This window comes from Ruegeria sp. BHSA118 (assembly GCF_059613405.1).
In genome coordinates, this window is the sequence record NZ_JBXWSM010000138.1 from 1 (window position 1) to 2796 (window position 2796).

General features: G+C 58.7%; 2 protein-coding genes and 1 pseudogene. 2 read left to right on the forward strand and 1 reads right to left on the reverse strand.

Annotated elements, in window-relative coordinates; translation table 11 throughout:
- Positions 1-595, forward strand: a pseudogene (locus tag AC2FNN_RS21325) (hypothetical protein); the annotation flags it as partial.
- Positions 592-1617 (forward strand): glycosyltransferase family 2 protein, encoded by a 1026-nt coding sequence (locus AC2FNN_RS21330; protein ID WP_496760486.1) that lies wholly within the window; start codon positions 592-594, stop codon positions 1615-1617. The pseudogene AC2FNN_RS21325 and the gene AC2FNN_RS21330, both read left to right, overlap by 4 nt.
- 38 nt (positions 1618-1655) lie before the next feature.
- Here the strand turns inward: AC2FNN_RS21330 and AC2FNN_RS21335 are convergent.
- Positions 1656-2796 (reverse strand): ATP-binding protein (locus AC2FNN_RS21335; RefSeq protein ID WP_496760488.1); only part of this gene is annotated, 1141 nt, incomplete at its 5' end.

Here is a 2796-nt window from a genome sequence, read left to right on the forward strand (position 1 = left end):
CTACAGGCTGACACCCTCCCATATCATTTTCGAACGCTCGCCCAACCTGGGTTCTTTCCGGCTCATGTCGCCCGAAGATCAGAAACGGGTTGCCCTGTCCCAACGGGAATTCGCCAAGGCGGTTTTCCTGTCCCGGCCCCTTTCCACCTCGCTGGCACTGGCCCGGAACGGCTATCAGCAGGTATTGCGCTATAGCATTGCCATGACGATCCCGACGGATGTAGAGCTGGAAAACGCCCGCTGGTTGGCCAGAATGGAAGATATCCGGCCCGATATGTTCCAAGGCGGTTCATTGTCTCAGGACAGGGGCTGGATAGAAACGGCCGATATCGTACACGGCGTGATCTATGCCGTCTCTTTTGCCTTTATCGTGTTTATTCTGCTGCGGCCGGGTAGTGTGTCGCGTGACATGAAGCTGTTTGCGCTGTTCATCCTGATCGGAATAGCGGTCAACGCCCTGGTCTGCGGGGGAGTATCACAACCTGCGGATCGTTACGGCGCGCGCGTGATGTGGTTGTTGCCCTTTACAGCGGCCTTTCTTTTCCTTGTTCAGCGCTCAGGCGCTTCGCGTATCATTGCCGGAGATCCTTCGTGAGTTCAGATCAACCCCTTTCCATCAGCGTGGTCATGCCGGCCTACAATGCCGAACATCTGCTGCCGCGCGTTTTGCCGCCATTGATTGAAATGCTGAATACCGGACAGGTGCAGCAGGTTCTGGTGGTGGATGACCAATCCCCCGACGGCACTGCGGCGCTGGCACGGGAAATGGGCGCAACTGTTCTGACCACGCCCGTCAATGGCGGGCCAGGGGCTGCCCGCAACCTGGCCGCCCAGCAGGCCACGGGCGATATCCTGTGGTTCGTGGATTCCGATGTCATCGCCTGGCCGGACGGGCCGGACCATATTCGCCGGGCGATGTCCGAAGACAATGTGGGTGCCGTGTTCGGATCCTATGATGATGCCCCGGACGGGCAGGCCTGGTTTTCACGCTACAAGAACCTTCTGCACCGCTATCACCATCAGCGCGCCCGCCGCGAGGCGCGCACCTTCTGGGCCGGGTGTGGTGCTATCCGGCGCGACGTGTTTCTGGAAGTCGGTGGCTTTGATGTCAAAACCTACGAAGTCCCATCGATCGAGGATATCGAACTGGGTTACCGGATCGCGGCCACCGGTCGCCGTATCCTGGTCGAGCCGCTTTTGCAGGGCAAACACCTGAAGGTCTGGACCATCCGCAACAGCCTGAGCACGGATATCTTCTGCCGCGCCCTGCCCTGGGCCCGGCTGATGATCTCGCGCGAGGGGTTGACCGATGACCTGAACACCTCGATGACCGAGCGGGCACGGGCCGCAATTGCCGGGCTGTTGCTGCTGTCGCTTCTGGCCCTGCCGTTCTGGCCGGAAAGCTGGCCTTTGCCTTTTGTGTTACTGGCTGCGGCCTTTGTCGCCAATCTGGATCTAGTTCGCGCCATGTCCGGGCATGGCGGGCCGTGGTTTGCGTTCAAATGTCTGCTCTACCATCAGGTCTATTACGTCTACTCGGCCACCATCTATGTCTGGTGCCTGTTCGAATATCACATGCTGGGCAGACGGCATAACTTGTCGGTCAGGCGAAGTTAGCCTGTCCGGTTTCACCCGTCGGAAACCGGGCAAACCGATCAGTTTGCCCTGCGCAAGTTTCCTTTGAGGGACCGCGTTCCGGGCTTTCTGGCAGCTTCAATCTGGCCCGGCAGCGTTACCGAAACGCGCGCACCACCCAGAGAGGATGTCCCGATACTGACGGATCCGCCGTAAAGTTCAGCGATATCCTGCACGATCAAAAGCCCCAGCCCATGCCCCTCGGTCTCATTGGTGTTGTCTTTCTGAGCCGACCCCTCTGATCTACCCGCCCCCATCCCGGGGCCATCATCCTCGATACTCAACGTGATCATGCCCGGCTCGGGTGCCGTCACGGATATGCGCACATGGCTCTTGGCCCAGAGACAGGCGTTTTCAAGCAGATTTCCCAGGATCTCCTGAATGTCGGCCTCCTCGCCCCAAAAGGTGGTTCCGGCGTCTATGGCGTTTTCGATATGCGGCATCCTGTTTCGGAGTGTGATGCCAAGTGCAAACGAGACATCTTCGGCGCAGGCATGCACCGGAGAGGATTTTCCATAGGGGCGTTCGGTACGCGCACGGCTGAGGTTGCGTTTGATGACACCGGTCATACGCCCCACAAAATCCGTTATCTGATCTCTTTTATCTCCTTCAAGCTCTTCGGCAACGCGCGCCAATGCCGCCAGCGGTGTTTTCAGACCATGCGCCAGCTCCGCGTTTTTTCGACGGTGTTTTTCGATGATCGTGCCGTTGCGCCAGTGCAGCTCGCGCAGTTCCTCGACCACGGGAACCAGATCGGGGGGCCATTTCTGATCGTCTATGATCGTGTCGTTTTTACGCATGACTTTCACGGAATTGCTGAGCCGCTTGAGCGGCATCAGCCCCCTGTTCACGGTGATGTAGACCGAAACCGAAACCACTATGGCAAGACCAATGAAAATCAATGCAATCAGCTTTGCTGCCCGGCTGGTCTCTTCCGTGACATGCATCAGCGGGGCCGCAATCCGGAAGGTCAATGTCTCATCCGGTTCCATCCCGGGAAACTCAGCCCGCCTTCCACGCAGAACATCTCCGCCCGGGATTACGAAATCCCCCCCGGCTTCCGGGACGTCCAGAACCCAGCTTTCCGCGGTGACAGGGCCAAGTGACGGGGATTGCAGCAGGATTTCGTCAGACCCGTCGCGCGTCAATTGCCAGAACCAT